This window comes from Janthinobacterium sp. UMAB-60 (assembly GCF_900095235.1).
In the GTDB taxonomy this organism is placed as follows: Bacteria; Pseudomonadota; Gammaproteobacteria; order Burkholderiales; family Burkholderiaceae_D; genus Janthinobacterium.
Genome location: NZ_LT607490.1, coordinates 132,080 through 146,006, shown reverse-complemented (window position 1 = coordinate 146,006; position 13,927 = coordinate 132,080). Strand labels below are relative to the sequence as shown.

General features: G+C 66.2%; 9 protein-coding genes. 1 reads left to right on the top strand and 8 read right to left on the bottom strand.

The window, feature by feature from the left end; genetic code table 11:
* The 8 genes from K0F86_RS15770 to K0F86_RS15735 all read right to left on the bottom strand — a co-directional run.
* A partial coding sequence (locus K0F86_RS15770; protein ID WP_219135289.1) for an ATP-binding protein occupies nucleotides 1-2,487 on the bottom strand: 2,487 nt, incomplete at its 3' end.
* A 48-nt stretch (nucleotides 2,488-2,535) separates the two neighbouring features.
* On the bottom strand, nucleotides 2,536-4,245 hold the full coding sequence (locus K0F86_RS15765) for an ATP-binding protein (RefSeq protein WP_257572177.1): 1,710 nt from the start codon (nucleotides 4,243-4,245) through the stop codon (nucleotides 2,536-2,538).
* Nucleotides 4,246-4,407: 162 nt separating this feature from the next.
* Complete coding sequence (locus K0F86_RS15760; RefSeq protein ID WP_219135288.1) at nucleotides 4,408-6,621, bottom strand: hybrid sensor histidine kinase/response regulator; 2,214 nt, start codon at nucleotides 6,619-6,621, stop codon at nucleotides 4,408-4,410.
* Nucleotides 6,618-6,980, bottom strand: a complete 363-nt coding sequence (locus K0F86_RS15755; RefSeq protein WP_219135287.1) for an Hpt domain-containing protein — start codon at nucleotides 6,978-6,980, stop codon at nucleotides 6,618-6,620. Before K0F86_RS15755 ends, K0F86_RS15760 begins: the two co-directional genes overlap by 4 nt.
* A 27-nt stretch (nucleotides 6,981-7,007) precedes the next feature.
* Nucleotides 7,008-7,634, bottom strand: a complete 627-nt coding sequence (locus tag K0F86_RS15750; RefSeq protein ID WP_071077537.1) for a response regulator — start codon at nucleotides 7,632-7,634, stop codon at nucleotides 7,008-7,010.
* Between the two features lie 75 nt (nucleotides 7,635-7,709).
* On the bottom strand, nucleotides 7,710-8,624 hold the full coding sequence (locus tag K0F86_RS15745; protein ID WP_219135286.1) for an HDOD domain-containing protein: 915 nt from the start codon (nucleotides 8,622-8,624) through the stop codon (nucleotides 7,710-7,712).
* Nucleotides 8,621-9,259 carry a hypothetical protein gene (locus tag K0F86_RS15740; protein ID WP_219135285.1) on the bottom strand — a complete coding sequence of 213 codons (639 nt, stop codon included), beginning with the start codon at nucleotides 9,257-9,259 and terminating at the stop codon, nucleotides 8,621-8,623. The genes K0F86_RS15745 and K0F86_RS15740 overlap by 4 nt, the downstream gene beginning before the upstream one ends.
* Nucleotides 9,260-9,313: 54 nt before the next feature.
* Complete coding sequence (locus K0F86_RS15735; RefSeq protein ID WP_219135284.1) at nucleotides 9,314-11,011, bottom strand: methyl-accepting chemotaxis protein; 1,698 nt, start codon at nucleotides 11,009-11,011, stop codon at nucleotides 9,314-9,316.
* Between the two features lie 322 nt (nucleotides 11,012-11,333).
* On the opposite strand from K0F86_RS15735, the gene K0F86_RS15730 reads away from it, so the two are divergent.
* On the top strand, nucleotides 11,334-13,784 hold the full coding sequence (locus K0F86_RS15730) for a membrane-bound PQQ-dependent dehydrogenase, glucose/quinate/shikimate family (RefSeq protein ID WP_219135283.1): 2,451 nt from the start codon (nucleotides 11,334-11,336) through the stop codon (nucleotides 13,782-13,784).
* Nucleotides 13,785-13,927 lie beyond the last annotated feature (143 nt).

Here is a 13,927-nt window from a genome sequence, read left to right as displayed (position 1 = left end):
GTCGGCCGGATCGGCCGGGTCGGTATGGCGGCGTGCCGGCCGCGTGGCCGGCACGCCGCCCGCTGCCAGGATGACGACGGGGCAATCTTGTGGCGGCAGGTATTCGCGCAGCGCGCGCGCCGTCGCTTCGCCATCCAGCTCCGGCATGCGCGCGGCCAGCAGGACGACGCCGGGCCGTGCGTCGTCGGCGCAGGCAAGCGCATAGTCGAGGGCCGCCCGCCCGTCGGACACGGCATGCACGCGCCAGCCCAGGCCCTGCGCCACGGCGGCAACGGCCTCGCGCGCGTCGGCGTTGGCATCGGCCAGCAAGGCATGCAAGGCTTGCATGTCGGGCGAGGACAGGGTGCCTGCGGGCAGCAGTTGCAGCGGCACCGTGAAGCTGAATTCGCTGCCCTGGCCCAGGCGGCTTTGCAGGCGCAGCGAGCCGCCCATCAGTCTGACCAGCTGGCGGCAGATGGTCAGGCCCAGGCCCGTGCCGCCGAAGCGGCGCGTGGTGGACGTGTCGGCCTGGGCGAAGGCGGAAAAGATCGTTTCCTGCGCCTCGGGCGCGATGCCGATGCCCGTGTCGCGCACGCTGAAACGCAGCAGCGCGGCATCGCCGTCGCGGCTTTCCAGTGTACTCAACAGCTCGACCGTGCCCTGCGCCGTGAATTTGATGGCATTGCTGGTCAGGTTGACCAGCACCTGTTCCAGCCGCAGCGCGTCGCCCAGCAACAGGTCGACGCCATCGGGCAAGGGACCGACCCGCACGGCGATGGGCTTGTCATGCGCGGCCACGCCCATGCTGGCGGCGATCTTCTCGGTCACCTCGGCCAGGCGGAACGGCGCTTGTTCGATGCTCATGTGGCCGGCCTCGATCTTCGACACGTCGAGCACGTCGTTGATGATGCCCAGCAGGGATTGGCCGGCGGCGCGGATCTTGCGCGTCATTTCGAGTCCTGCCCCGTCCAGGCTGCCACGTTCCAGCAGCCATGCCATGCCGAGGATGGCGTTGAGCGGCGAGCGGATTTCATGGCTCATGTTGGCGAGGAATTCGGCCTTGCTGCGGTTGGCCGCCTCGGCCGCATCGCGCGCCAGCAGCATGGCCTCTTCCGCCTGCTTTTGCACGGAAATATCCTGCGCAAAGATCAAGGTGGCAGGTCCATCCTTGAGCATCACGCGCGTGGTGGTCTTGAAGACGGGCACGGGCAGGCCCTGCTTGTCCAGACCGACGGCTTCGAACACCTGTTCGCTGGGCGAGTCCGCCTCGATCAGCGCTTCGTTGGTGGCCAGTGCCGCCTGCGATTGCGCGGAAATCATGGCGGACCAGGGCAGGCCGTTCAGATCGTCTTCGAACGAGTAGCCATGCAGCCTGCGGTAGCGGGGATTCGAGTAGATGAAGCGGCCGTGGCGCAGGATGGCGATGGCCACGGGCGCATCTTCGATCAAGGTGCGAAAGCGCGTTTCGCTGTCGGACACGGCTTGCATGGCCTGGCGCTCCGTTTCCTGTTCCGCATGCCAGGCGGTTTGCTGCCGCCGCCGCCGCTGGCGCCAGAACAGCAGGCTGGCCCCGGCCAGCGCCAGCATGGCAAAGCACAGGATGTAGGCCAGCGCCTGGCGCCGCAACGGGGCGGCGATGGCCGCTTCTTCGCGGCTCAGACCGATGATGATGGCACGGTCCATGTGCAGCGCGGGAGGCGCGATGGTCGCCATGGCCATGATGCGGGGCGCGGCGGCGCTGGTGCCGGCTATCTGGACGCCGCTCAGCACGCCAGCCTGATAGCCGCTGTCGCGAAAGCGCCGCAGGAAGCTGCCGGGCACGTCCACATTGCCGCCATCGGCAGTCCTGGCGGGATAGTTCAGGAATTGCCGGCCGTCGCCATGCAGCACCACGGCCCAGACGTCGGGGGCATACATGGCGGTGCGGAACTTGGCCGTGAAGTATTCGGGATCGAGGGTGGCCACCACCACGCCGGCAAAGCGGCCCTGCTTGTCCTGCACCATGCGCGACGCCGTGATGACCAGGTCGCCCTTGAGGGAATGGAAGGGCGCCGAGATGTACAGCATGCGCACATCAGGGGCGTCGCGCGCCGTCTGGAAGTAGCCGCGATGCGAAAAATCCTGCTCGGCCAGTTGCGCGATATTGGTGGCGATCGGCTTGCCCTTCGCATCGATGACCAGCATGGCGCGCACGCCCGGCATGGCGTCGACCACTGCGGCCAGGCGCCGGGGCAGTGCTTGCCCGGCGTCTTCCGTGGCACTGGCAACAAGATAGTCGCGGATCACGCCGTCGAGCACCAGGTTGGTCGCTGCCAGGTCGACTTCGATATTTTTTGCCAGCAGTGCCGTCAGCACGCTGAGCCGCTCACGCTCGGCTGCGTCGTGCCGCGCGGCTTCGGCCAGATGCGCGTAGGCAAGGGCGGCAGCCACGAGGAGCAAGCCGAGCAGTAAAAACAGCCATTCGATCCATTGTCTGCGTACCGCCGCCGCATCTGTGTGATAGGTCATGGGGCGATGCTATACCCGATACGCACGCAGGACAACTTTTACGTATGACTATGCATGCGAAAGTGTGGTCAATTCGCCGTCCGCCGCCATCGCGCGGGCCATGCCGCCCAGCGGCAGCCGCAGGCGGAAGGCGGCGCCGTGGCCCGGCGCGGAGGCCACGCCGATGCTGCCGCCCATCAAGGTGACGAGCTGGCGCGCGATGGCCAGGCCCATGCCGGCGCCACCATGGGCGCGGCTCGGCGAATCGTCCGCCTGCGAGAATTTGTCGAAGATGTCGGCTTGCTGTGCTTGCGCGATGCCGATGCCCGTATCGCGCACCTCGATCTGCAGGTCCGCGCCACTCTGCATGACGTGGACATCGACCCGCCCCGCGGAGGTGTAGCGGATGGCATTGTCGAGCAGGATGTCGAGCACGCGCACCAGACGCGCGCGGTCGCAATCGATGCTGGGCGGCGTTGCGGGCGCGATGTGCGAGGCCAGCAGCAGGCCCTTGTGCGCCGCGCGCTGCCGGTGCGGCGCCAGCGCCAGCGCCAGCAGCTGGTCCAGCGGCACGGCGGCAGACGCCAGCCGCACCTGGTCGTTTTCAAGCGCGCTCAGTTCCATCGCCGCCTCGACCATGGCCAGCAACTGGCGGCCGCTGTCCTGTATCGTTTGCGCGTAGGCGGCCTGTTCCGGCTCGCGTAGCTGCTCCAGCAGCAGTTCGGAGAAACCCAGGATGCCATTGAGGGGCGTGCGCAATTCATGCGACATGTTCGACAGGAAGCGCGACTTGGCCTCGCTGGCGGCGATGGCCCTGGCGCGGCTGTCGACCAGGCGGCTGATCAGCAGCACCAGCGCCGCCCAGGACAGCACGATCAGCACGCTCGTGATGGCCGCCATCAGCAAGGCCTGGTTGCGGCGCGAGACGTAGTCGGCCAATACCGCGTCGCGCTCCAGTCCGACCAGCATGTAGAGCGGGTAGCCGGCCAGTTTTTCGAATGCATAAAAGCGCAGGGAGCCATCGACGGGACTGCGTTCGGTGAAGCTGCCCCGCGTTTTACCTTTCATCAAGGAAAATACTTTGCTGCCGCCGATATCCTGGCCGATGGTGTTGACGGCGCCTACCCGCCGCGCGCGCACCACGCCGTCGTTGCCGACCAGTTCGGTGGAGCTGTTGTCGCCCAGGTCGACTTCGTCGTACAGGCGGGTAAAGTAATACGGGTCCATCGAGACCACCACCACGCCCTTGAAGCGGCCATCGGCATGGTTGATGCGGCGCGTCATCTGGATCGACCATTTTTTCGACACGCGCCCCAGCACCGGCTTGCTGATATACAGTTCGCCGCTGTCGCGCCGCATGTGTACCCGGATGTGTTCGCGGTCGGCCAGGTTGGTCGGTTTGAAGGCGTGGCTCGACAGTACCGTGTCGCCCCGTTCGTCGACGATGGTAAACAGGTTGTACAGGGGGCCGGGATTGAGGCCTTGCTGCAGGTCCGCCACGATGTCGAGGTGCTGGCCCAGCGCCTGGTAGCGGCCGCGCAGGTAGGTCACCGCCTGGTCCGCCGCCTCGATCGTGCGGATCGCGTGTTCGTCGAAGACGCGCGCTATGCTGCGCGCATCGCGCCCGGCATCGGTGATGGCGGCGTCGTGCGCGCGCTGCAATTGCAGCATGGTGATGCTCCACAGCCCCGCCAGCAGGACCGCCATGAAGAGCGACAGCAGGGTGCGCGTATCGCAGCGCTCCCAGGCCATGGCCTTCCAGTATCTGTACTCCCGCATGCCGCCTCCGCCACGTCTGCCAGGTTTCCGTCATGCGCGGATGTCCGGCATCACTGGCGCGTTGATTTGTCAATTATAGCGAATATAATTGATTTTATCGAATAAATTGATTTTTATGCGGAAGTGTTGTATTCAGCGCCGGCCCAGGTTGGTCCAGGTTGCTTAGCGCGTCAGCCAGCGCTCTACCATTGCGCGCAGCTGGGCGGCAGTAAAGGGCTTGGACAGATAGTCGTCCATGCCGGCCGCCACGCAGCGTTGCCGGTCGTCCTCGGTCACGCCGGCCGTCAGGGCGATGACGGGCAGGCGCGGCGCACCGCTGGCCGCTTCGCGGGCACGCAGGGCCTGGCAAGCCTGGTAGCCATCCATGACGGGCATCATGCAGTCCATCAGGACCAGGTCGTACTGCTGCCCGGCCAGCGCCTGCAGGCCCAGTGCGCCGTTCTCCGCCGTGTCGATGTGGTAGCCGCGGGCGGCCAGCTGCAGGCACACCAACTGGCGGTTCAGCGCCGTATCCTCGACCAGCAGGATGCGCGCGCCCGGTCCTGATGCGGGCGCGGGCAGGGGGGCGGGCGCCGGTGCCGCAGCGGGCTCCGGCTGCGGCGTGGCGGCGCTTGGCGCCCGGGCCTCCTGGCAGGGAATGCGCACGGTGAAGCGGGAGCCGGCGCCGGGCTCGCTGCTGCAGAAAATCTCGCCGCCCAGCAGCGCCAGCAGGTGCTTGCAGATGCTCAGACCCAGTCCCGTGCCGCCATACGTGCCGCTGATGCTGTCGTCGGCCTGGCAAAACGGCTCGAAGATGCGGCTCAGCTGCTGCTGGCTCATGCCGATGCCCTGGTCGTTGACGCTGGCGACGAGGCAGGCGCCGGCGCCGTCCGGCGTGGCCGCTTCCAGGTGCAGGCGCACGGTGACGCTGCCGGAGGGCGTAAACTTGATGGCATTGCTGAGCAGGTTGCCGAGGATTTGCGCGATGCGCGTGCGGTCCGAGCACACCCGCTGCGGCACGCTGTCGCCGATCTCGCTGGCAAGGTGCAGCTTCTTGCGGTCGGCGTGCGGGCGGTGCAGGGCCAGCACGTCATCGAGCAGCAGGCGCGGATCGAAGTCGCGCAGTTCGATGTTCATCTGGCCTGCCTCGACCTTGGACAGGTCGAGGATGTCGTTCAGGATGCGCATCAGGTGCTGCACGCCATCGCCGATGCGCTGCGCATATTGCCGCTGTGACGCCTCGAGTCCGGTTTCCTGCAGCAGTTCGGCCATGCCGGCGATACCGGCCATGGGCGTGCGGATCTCGTGGCTCATGATGGCCAGGAAGCGCGACTTGGCAGAATTTGCCGCTTCCGCGCGCGCTTGCAGCGCCAGCGCCATGGCCGCGTCGCGCTCCTGGCGCCGCAGCAGGGCCATGATCAGCGCGATGGCGCCGGCCAGCACGAGCAGGCTGATGACCGCCGCGCCGCCCATGGTGCGCAGCATGCGCCGCCAGCTCGCCAGGTAGACCTCGTCCGTAATGGTCACGTTGATGGCCAGCGGATAGTCGCGCACCAGCCGTACCCCGGCCAGGCGGTCGACCGTACGCCCCTGGTCGGCCGCGCGCGGCGAGTCCACCTGCAGCACGCCATGCGTCTTGCCCTGTTCCAGCAGGCGGTAGGTGCTGCCCGTCAGGTTGCGCTGGCCCATCATGGCGGGCACGGCCGGCCAGCGTGCCAGCAGCGTGTAGTCGCTGCGGTACAGGGAAAAGGCCGTGTGTTCGCCGATGCTGCTGTTCTGGAAGAATTTGCTGAAGAAGTCGCACGACAGGCCCACCAGCACCACGCCCAGGAAGCGGCCGTCCGGCCCGCTGATGCGCCGGCTGATATAGAAGGTCCAGGCGCCATTGCCCTTGTTTTGCACGGGCGCGCTGACGTGCATGCCGCCGTCCGGGTGGCGCCGGTGATACTCGAAGTAGTCGCGCTCGTCGAGACGGATGGGCGGCGCGGGATAGGCGCGGCTGAAGGCCAGCACGCTGGCATCGCTGCCGACGATGGACACGACGTCCACTTGCGGCACGCCGCCGATCTTCTGCAGCAGCATCTGGTGCATGGCCGGGGTGCCGACGGCGGCGGCCAGCGCGGGTGCGTCCGGGGGGGCGGCGGCGTCGATGTCGTGGCTGACGCTGTCGAGCACCAGGCGGGCCGCCGTCATGCTTTGCGCCGTGTTTTCCGCCAGCAGCAGCGACAGGTTGGACAGGTCCTGTTGCCAGTCATCGACGGCTTCGCGGTGCAGCAGCACGCCGGAAACGACGATGCGCAGCGCCAGCAGGCATACCAGCACCAGGCCCACCACGGCTGCCGTGGTGCGCGGGCGATAGCGGTGCGCCAGGCGCAGGACGGCCTGGCGGGCGTTCATGCCTGCGCGCCCGTGTACTCGCGCATGCTGTGGCAGACCTCCTGCTCCACCGCGCCGACCAGCGCTGCCGTTTCCGCCAGCCAGCCCGGTGCCGCCACGCCCTGGTGGCGCACCAGCTGCTCCAGCTCCGCCAGGCGGGCCGTCAGCGCGCGGGCGCCCAGCAGGGCCACGGTGCCGCGCAAGGTATGGCAGCTATGCACGATGGCGGGCACCGTACCGCTGCGCACGGCCTGCTCCACGCGTGCAAACATGGCCGGCGCCGTATCGAGATAGGTCTGCGACAGGGCGCGGAACATCTCCAGGTCATGGCCGGTGGCCTGGAACAGCACGGCAGGATCGATGTGGCGATAGGCTTGCATGGGGGCTCCGGGGAAAGCGGTGGCGAATTAGGCGGCCAGGCTGTTGCGCCGCGCGTGGCCGGCGCAGCAGGCGCGCAGATAGCCGCGCAGCTCGTCGTAATTGACGGGCTTGGCAAAGAACACCACGCCGGGCGGTACGCCACCGCGTTCTTCCAGTTCCTCCGGCGTCAGGCTCGACAGCATGGCGATATGCATGTCCGCCAGCAGCGGGTCGGCCAGGATGGTGCGGATCACTTCGTAGCCGTCGATGCCTTCCATGATGATGTCGGCCAGCAGGATGTCGGGCTGGTCGCGGGCTATTTCCATCAGCGCCTGGTAGCCGTTTTCGCAAAAGCGCAAGCTTGCCTGCAAGCCCCATGAGCCGATCTGCTTTTCATACAGCGCGCGTTCGATCGGATTGTCTTCGATCACCAGGATGGAGGGCGGGCGGCCCGATGCTGCGGGGCGGCTGGCGCGTGCCGCGCGCTGATCCTGGCCTGGCTGGCCGGGATTGCCCTTGTAGGCCTCGACGGCCGCGAGGGGAATGCGCCGGTGGCCGCCCTTGGTCTTCCAGGCTTCGATAACGCCGGCCTCGACCAATTGCTGCACCGATGTGACCGAGATGCCGAGGATTTCGGCAGCCTTTTGGGTAGTGCATACGTCTGCAGTGTGCATGATGGACTTTTATGGTCGAGGATGAAGTTGAATGGAATGATACGCAATCACGCTCAAAAAATCAATTTCAACAAATTAGATGAATTCACTAAAAACCTGCCGCGTGGCGGGGCGGACTCGCGTGCGCGTGCGGCAGGTGGCGACGCGGGCGGGTGGTTCCAGGATTTCGCGCCATTCGCTCCACTCCGCGTTACTGTGGCGCAGCAGGGTTTCCATGTGGTCCACATCCAGACCCAGTACCCTTGCGGCGGCCGTGGCCGGCCCGCGCGGCCCCACGCCATTGCGCAGTATCAGGTCGGCGAAACTGCTGGCCAGTTGCAGCAGCCAGGCCAGCTCCGTCATGCGTCCGGCCTGCCCGAAGCCGGGCGGCGCGGCATGGCAGCGCACGGCATCGCACAGGATGTCCGGCATGCCCCAGCCCCGCATGAGGCGGGCTGAAAGCGCCAGTTGATGGTGGCCGAAGCGCCGCGATTCCTCGCACAGCAGCAGCGCCCTGGCAGCGCCGCCGTACTGGCCCAGCAGTTCTCCATACGCTTGCGGATGCAGCGCGGCCAAGGCCAGTTGGCCAATGTTGGCCAGCAAGCTGCAAGTGTACAGCTCTTTGCTCGGCGCCAGCTGCAGCGCATCGCCCGCCACGCGGGCGGCGCAGGCCATGGCCAGCGAGTGCGACCAGAATCGCTGCTCGTCGAAGTGCGCACACGTGGCCGCTGGCAGGGCCGGGATGGCGAACGCCTGGCGCAGGGCGGGCAGGCCGATGGCGGCCAGCATCGCGGCGTCGACTGCCGCATGCTGGCGCCCGCCCGGCGGCACGGCCCCATTCGCCAGGCCGATGACCTTGCCGGTCAGGGCCGGATCGCAGCCCAGTTGTTCGGCCAGCTCAGCGAGTGACACTTCCTGCTGGCATAGCGTCGCCAGCCAGTGGTGCCGCCAGGCGGGCGAGGGCAGGGTGGCGCCGCCGAGCAGGCCCGCCAGATCGCGGTGCGCACTCATGGCCGGCTCCCGATGCCGCTGCAGTCATCCGCCCGCGCGGCGCCCGTTTGCAGGGCCGAGACCGCTTGCGACAGGGCATCGAGCGCCATCAGCAGGTCCGCATGCAGGCGGCGCAGCGCGTCGATATCGTTGGAAAAGCCCGCATGCACGGCCTGGCGCGCCAGTGCCTGCAAGGGAAGCAGGCCCATGGCGTAGCTGCTGTCGACAATTTCTTGTGCCAGTACGCGTGCCGGGGCCGGGCGTTCGCAGCGCAGCGCATGGGCGATGCCGGCCAGCCGGTCGCGCGTCTCGGCCACGAACAGGGCCAGAATCTCACCCTGCAGGCGCCGGTCGTAGCCGAACATGGCGTCCAGGCGGGCCAGCTCGAACGGCGGCGTGTCCAGCCCCTCGGGCTGTGGCGGCGGTACCGTGTCTGCCGCCTTGGCCGGCTGGGTGGCCCTGCGCATTTGCAGCTGCTGATGCAGATCGGCAACTGTCGCGCTGGCGGTCGGCGCGCGGCCGGCCTGGCGCCAGTGGAGGCGGCGCCAGAGCAGGGCGGCCAGCAGCAGCAACAGGCCCGCCAGCGCCAGCGCCGGCCGCATCAGCGAGACATCGTCGCAACGAAGGTAAGGATGGACCGCAAGGAAGGAGTTCATGGCAATGCCTGCATGCAGTGAGAGTGGTTGAAAACGGATGTCATGGCGACGGGTTCAGAATTCTTCCCAATCGCCGCCGGCACCGGCGCTGGCCGTGCCGCGGGCAGGAGCGGGGTCGCGCTGTGCGACCAGCTTGAGCGGCGCCGCCTTGCGCGCTGCCGGTGGCTTGGCGGCGGGGGCATGGCGCGCCGGGGTGCTGTGTTGCGTCGCGTTGGCCTGATCGTGCGCCAGCTTGAAGGCGCCGACCACGCTGGCCAGGTTGCTCGCCTGCTCCTGCAGCGATTGCGATGCCGCCGCCGCTTCTTCGACCAGCGCCGCATTCTGCTGCGTGACTTCATCCATCTGCGTGATGGCGCGGTTGATTTCGTCGATGCCCGTGCTTTGCTCGGCGCTGGCGGCCGAGATTTCGCTGACGATGTCGGTAACGCTGCGTACCGTGTCGACCACTTCCGTCATGGCCGCGCCGGCTTGCTGGACCAGCTTGCCACCTTGCTCCACCTGCTCCACGGAGTCGCTGATGAGCGCCTTGATTTCCTTGGCGGCCGCCGCCGAACGGTGCGCCAGGTTGCGCACTTCGGTCGCCACGACGGCAAAACCGCGTCCTTGTTCCCCTGCCCGCGCCGCTTCCACGGCCGCATTCAGGGCCAGGATGTTGGTCTGGAAGGCGATGCCGTCGATGACGCTGATGATGTCGGCGATCTTGTTGGAGGCGCTGTCGATCGCTTCCATGGTGCGGATGACGTCGCTCATCACCTCGCCGCCCCGCACCGCCTTGTCCGAGGCGCTGACGGCCATTTGCTTGGCCTGGCGGGCATTGTCCGAGTTTTGCCGCACGGTGGCCGTCAGTTCTTCCATGGCCGAAGCGGTTTCTTCCAGCGAACCGGCCTGCTGCTCCGTGCGTGCCGACAGGTCCAGGTTGCCTGCCGCGATTTCGCTCGAGGCCGTGCTGATGGTCTCCGTGCCGGAGCGTACTTCGGCGACGATGCGCACCAGGCTCTCGCTCATTTCGCCCAGGGCTGTCATCAGTTGTCCCACTTCATCCTTGGAGGTGGCGCTGATTTGCACGCTGAGGTCGCCGCCTGCGATGGTGTGGGCCACGTCGATGGCATTCTTGAGCGAAGAGGCGATGCGGCGCGCCAGCAGCAGACCCATGCCGGCCACCAGTACCATCACGGCCAGGGCCACGCTGATGGAAATCCAGCGGGCGTTGGCGGCGACGGTCGTGCCTTCGGCCGCGCCCATGTTGCCCAGCTTTTCGTTGTAGCTATAGTGAGCGGCGAGGGCGTCGATCAGCTCCTTGATGATGGGCTGGTTGGCCATCAGCAAAGCGCGCGCCGCGTCGAGGTCGCCCGCCTTCGACAGGGCCAGTACCTTGTCGCGCATGCCATCGTAACGCAGCAGTACATCGCGGTCCGTGGCCAGCAGCGCTTTATCTTGCTCATCAGAAAGATACTCTTTCTCATATTTGTCGAGCGCCTGGCCGATTGCCGCGCGCGCTACCTTGATGTCCGCTTCCAGCTTGTCGTGCGCGGCCGCATCCCTGCTGGCCAGATGCTGCCAGACAGCTACACGTATATTTGCAAAAGGGGTAACTGCCTGGTGCAAGGTCAGCAGGCTGGGAACGGTGTTGACGGTGGTATAGCTGGCCGCCGTGTAGACGCGCTCCATTTCATAGATGCTGAAGCCCGTCAGGGCGGCTAGTCCGAGGACGACGCAGAGTATCAATGCATACAGGCGTTTGGCGATGGTCATGATGGGTGCTCCACTTCAAGGTTGAAAATCGGAAAAACCGGTTCGTTTGCTTGTTTTTTTCATTTTACGATAAAAATTTGTTTTATTCGAGTAATTTGTTATTTATTTGTGTGATTTAATTTTATTTATCAAAATTGCACGATAAAAAGCAGCATGGCAGGGCAGCAGTCGGGAATGCGGTGGGAACAGCGCCACACCGCGCGCACCGGGCGTTCTCGCGTGTGCCACGCTTGGCCAAATAGTGAAAAAATGGGACTTCTTGATCGCCATCAAATACGGTGCGCAATCGCGTGCCGCCGACTGACTCTTGTAAAGGAGCATCATGACTGCCTCTGCCCGGCCTGGACCCTTGCTTATCCTCACCGCAGTCCTCTTCATCTTGCTGGGCCTGGCGCTCCTTGGGGGCGGCGCCTGGCTCGTCAGCCTTGGCGGCTCCTGGTATTACGTCGTGGCCGGCATCGGCATGCTGTTCGCGGGCGCGCTGGTGTGGAAAGGGCGGCGCAGCGCCCAGTTGTTTCTCGCGCTGTTGCTGTTCGCCACCCTGATCTGGTCCGTCATCGAAGTGAAGTTCGACTGGTGGCAATTGCTGCCGCGCCTCGATATCTGGTTCGCCGCCGCCGTCTGGCTGCTGCTGCCGTTCGTCGACCGCCGTCTGGCGCCAGCCCTGGTCGCCGGCGCGAAACCGCGCGACGCGGGCAAGAGCGCGCTGGCCGCCGCCGTCGTGCTGACGGCCGCCGTGGGTGTGTTCTCGCTGTTCCAGGACTATTACACCTTGCACGGCGAAGTGCCGGCCGAGAACATGGCGGCCGCGCCGCAAGGCGATGTCGCCCCGGGCGTGGCGCCCAACGACTGGGCCGCGTATGGCCGTTCCGGCTATGGCGACCGCTACGCGCCGGCCGCGCAGATCACGCCGGCCAACGCCGGGCGGCTGAAACAGGCGTGGGTGTACCACACGGGCGACTTCAAGGGGCCGAACGATCCGGGCGAGATCGCCAACGAAGTCACGCCCCTGAAAGTGAACGGCATGCTGTACCTGTGCACGCCGCATAACATCGTCATCGCGCTGGACCCGGATACGGGCAAGGAGCTCTGGCGCCACGATCCGAAGATCAACCGCGATGCGTCCAGCTACCAGCACATGATCTGCCGCGGCGTGGCCTACTGGGACGTCAACGCGGGCCGCGCCAAGGATGACCCTGCGCCCGAGGCGGCCGGCATGGAATGCCCGCGCCGCATCTTCGCGCCCACCATGGATGCGACCCTGATCGCCGTGAATGCCGATACGGGCGCGGCGTGCAGGAGCTTTGGCGAAAATGGCGTGATCGGCCTGTACCACGGCATGGGCATGAAGAAGCGGGGCTTTCTGATGCCGACGTCGCCGCCGGCCGTGGCGCAAAACGTGGTGGTGATGGCCGCCAGCGTGACCGATAATTTTTCCACGGAAGAACCGTCGGGCGTGATCCGCGGCTACGACCCCGTCACTGGCAAACTGATGTGGAACTGGGATGCTTCGAACCCGGACGACACGGCGCCGATCGCCGACGGCAAGACGTACACCAACAACTCGCCCAATTCCTGGGGCGTGTCCAGCGTCGATGAAAAGCTGGGCATGGTGTACATCCCGATGGGCAATGAAACGCCCGATACATGGGGTGGCAAGCGCAATCCGAACGGCGAGAAATACAATAGCGCCATCGTCGCGCTCGATCTTGCCACGGGCAAGGTGCGTTGGGTGTACCAGACCGTGCACCACGATATCTGGGACATGGATATCGGCGGCCAGCCCACCCTGGTCGACATCGACACGCCGAAAGGCAAAGTTCCATCGGTCGTGGCCACGACCAAGCGGGGCGACATCTATGTGATCGACCGGCGCGACGGCAGCCTGGTCGTGCCGGCGCCGGAAAAACCCGTGCCGACGGCCAACGCCGCGCCTGGCGACAAGCTGTCGCCCACGCAGCCGTTCTCGGCCCTCACTTTCCTGCCCGAGAAGCACATCAGCGAAACGGATATGTGGGGCACCACGCCATTCGACCAGCTCGCCTGCCGCATCATCTTCCGCCAGCACCGCTATGAGGGGCCGTTTACGCCGCAAACGGTGGCCGAAGGCAAGATCAAGGGCGCCATCATCTCGCCGGGTCCGCTGGGCATCTTCGAGTGGGGCGGGGCGGCCGTCGATCCCGTGCGTCAGTTGCTGTTAGTTAATCCCGACTACATGGGCTTCCTGGAACGCCTGGTGCCGCGTGCGCAAGCCAACGCGAAGGGCGGCACGGGCTCGGAAATGGGCTTGCAGCCGCAGACGGGCGTGCCGTTTGCCGTGGAAATCAAGCCCTTCCTGTCGCCGCTGGGCTTCCCATGCCAGGCGCCGCCCTGGGGCTATATTGCCGCCGTCGACTTGCGTACCATGAAAAAAGTGTGGATGCACAAGAACGGCACCACGCGCGACAGCGCCCCCGTGCCCATCGCCTTGCCGCTGGGCGTGCCGAGCCTGGGTGGCATGAGCACGACGGGCGGCGGCGTGGCTTTCCTCAGCAGCGCGCTCGACTACTACATCCGCGGTTACGACGTGCGCAACGGCAAAACCGTGTGGAAGGCCCGCCTGCCGGCCGGCGGCCAGGCCACGCCGATGAGTTATGTCTCCGACAAGACGGGCAAGCAATATGTGGTGGTGATGGCCGGCGGCCACGGGTCGCTGGGTACGAAGATGGGCGACAGCCTGGTGGCGTTTGCGTTGCCGGACGAGGGGGTGTCAGCGGGAGGCAAAGACAAGTAGGGGGCGGCATCGCTGTGCAGCGCCGCCTCGGCGTTGCCGCACAGCATGACTGCGTCGTCTTTTTACACAATCAGTTCTATCCGCTCTGCGGCAAAACAGGGAAAATCGCTGAAGTCGAGATTGGGCTCATCGGGACGTACTCT

Coding starts and splice junctions, on each gene's coding strand:
- K0F86_RS15765 (WP_257572177.1), bottom strand. CDS start 4,245: ATGCGGGAGTACAGATACTGGAAGGCCATGGCCTGGGAGCGCTGCGAT.
- K0F86_RS15760 (WP_219135288.1), bottom strand. CDS start 6,621: ATGAACGCCCGCCAGGCCGTCCTGCGCCTGGCGCACCGCTATCGCCCG.
- K0F86_RS15755 (WP_219135287.1), bottom strand. CDS start 6,980: ATGCAAGCCTATCGCCACATCGATCCTGCCGTGCTGTTCCAGGCCACC.
- K0F86_RS15750 (WP_071077537.1), bottom strand. CDS start 7,634: ATGCACACTGCAGACGTATGCACTACCCAAAAGGCTGCCGAAATCCTC.
- K0F86_RS15745 (WP_219135286.1), bottom strand. CDS start 8,624: ATGAGTGCGCACCGCGATCTGGCGGGCCTGCTCGGCGGCGCCACCCTG.
- K0F86_RS15740 (WP_219135285.1), bottom strand. CDS start 9,259: ATGAACTCCTTCCTTGCGGTCCATCCTTACCTTCGTTGCGACGATGTC.
- K0F86_RS15735 (WP_219135284.1), bottom strand. CDS start 11,011: ATGACCATCGCCAAACGCCTGTATGCATTGATACTCTGCGTCGTCCTC.
- K0F86_RS15730 (WP_219135283.1), top strand. CDS start 11,334: ATGACTGCCTCTGCCCGGCCTGGACCCTTGCTTATCCTCACCGCAGTC.